The sequence below is a fragment of the Streptomyces roseochromogenus subsp. oscitans DS 12.976 genome, from assembly GCF_000497445.1.
Classification (GTDB): Bacteria; Actinomycetota; Actinomycetes; order Streptomycetales; family Streptomycetaceae; genus Streptomyces; species Streptomyces oscitans.
In genome coordinates this window covers 8,681,403-8,682,641 of the sequence record NZ_CM002285.1, presented here as the reverse complement: position 1 = coordinate 8,682,641, position 1,239 = coordinate 8,681,403, and the positions used below count along the sequence as shown (strand labels likewise).

The 1,239-nt window shown below is 75.9% G+C and carries 1 protein-coding gene; it reads right to left on the bottom strand.

Features of this window, described 5'->3' with window-relative positions:
• On the bottom strand, window positions 1-1,061 hold a 1,061-nt coding region (locus tag M878_RS87300), incomplete at its 3' end, for an ANTAR domain-containing protein (RefSeq protein WP_023552967.1).
• Window positions 1,062-1,239: the final 178 nt, after the last annotated feature.

Below are 1,239 nucleotides of genomic sequence, written 5' to 3'. Positions count from 1 at the left end.
GCGGACAGCACCGGGGTGCTCCGCAGGGCGGCCGTGCCCGTGGTCAGCAGGACGCGCCGGGACTCCTCGGAGAGGAGCGCGTCGGAGGCCACGTCGGGCACGCACACCCGGCGTCCGCTCAGCCGGGCGGCGGCGTCGGCCGTGCCCTCGTCGCGGCCGCGCACGAGGTGGTCGAGGAAAGGGTCGGCGCAGCCGTGGTGGGTCTCCAGCACGAGCGCGTTCGCGGCCGGGTCGACGAACCGCACATACCCGGCCGGTGCCCGCCCGATGGCCAGCGCCTCATGCAGTACGGCGTCGATCATCCGGCGCCGGTAGCGGGGGTCCAGGCCGTCGCGGGCCAGGATCCGCAGCTGCGGCACGGGCATCGGGCGCCGGCCCGGGAACCAGACCTCGCCGTCCGGGGGCCGGGCCACCACCACGGCGGAGACGAGCACGCGCAACGGCACGTTGAACCGCTGCGAGGCCTCGCGCAGCGTCCGGAAGGCGGTGCCGGAGTCCGGCAGGCCGTAGCGGACCATGAGCACGCCCTGGGCCATGCCGATGACCGGGGCGGTGCGCACCCGGGCGCGCAGCGCGCGGACCTCCTTGCGGAGATCCTCGTAACTGGGCCGCAGCGGATCCGCCATCTGCGAGCGCCAGGCGGGCAGGTCCTCCACCCGGGCGGCGGCGCGGGCCAGCTCCCGCAGTGCGTCGTCGAGGGTGGCGTAGAGCCGGACGCCGTCCAGCCGGGCGAGGTGCACCGCCTCGCGCACTCCGGGCCGGGCGCGGACGATGATCAGGTCCGGGCGGCCGGTGCGTGAGCGGGTCGTCTCGCTGAGCGTGTGCAGCACCGCGGCGCCGCCCAGCTGCACATGTGCCATGTCGAGGACGGGCCGCAGGCCCGCGCGGTCCGCCTGTTCGAGGTGGCCGCGCAGCTCCGCCGACCAGGCCTGGGCTCCCGCGGCGTCGAGACTGCCGGAGATGCGCAGCAGCAGCGCTGCCTCGGCGGGCAGTCCGTCGACGACGGACGACTCGATGACGAGCGGGGCCGGGGCGGCGGACGAGACGGAAGAGGGTTTCATGGCATCACCCGGACATGACGTCGCGCGGAACTCGATGGGCCTCTTCCTGACCCGTGTGCACGGTAGGTGCCCGCCCCCGGCCGCGCCATCCACCGCGCCGGGCAGGGTCCGGGCCCGCCGGGCTCACCAACTGGGGCCGCCGGGCGGCGAGCCCGTACGTCTTCGGGCCTCCGGGGCA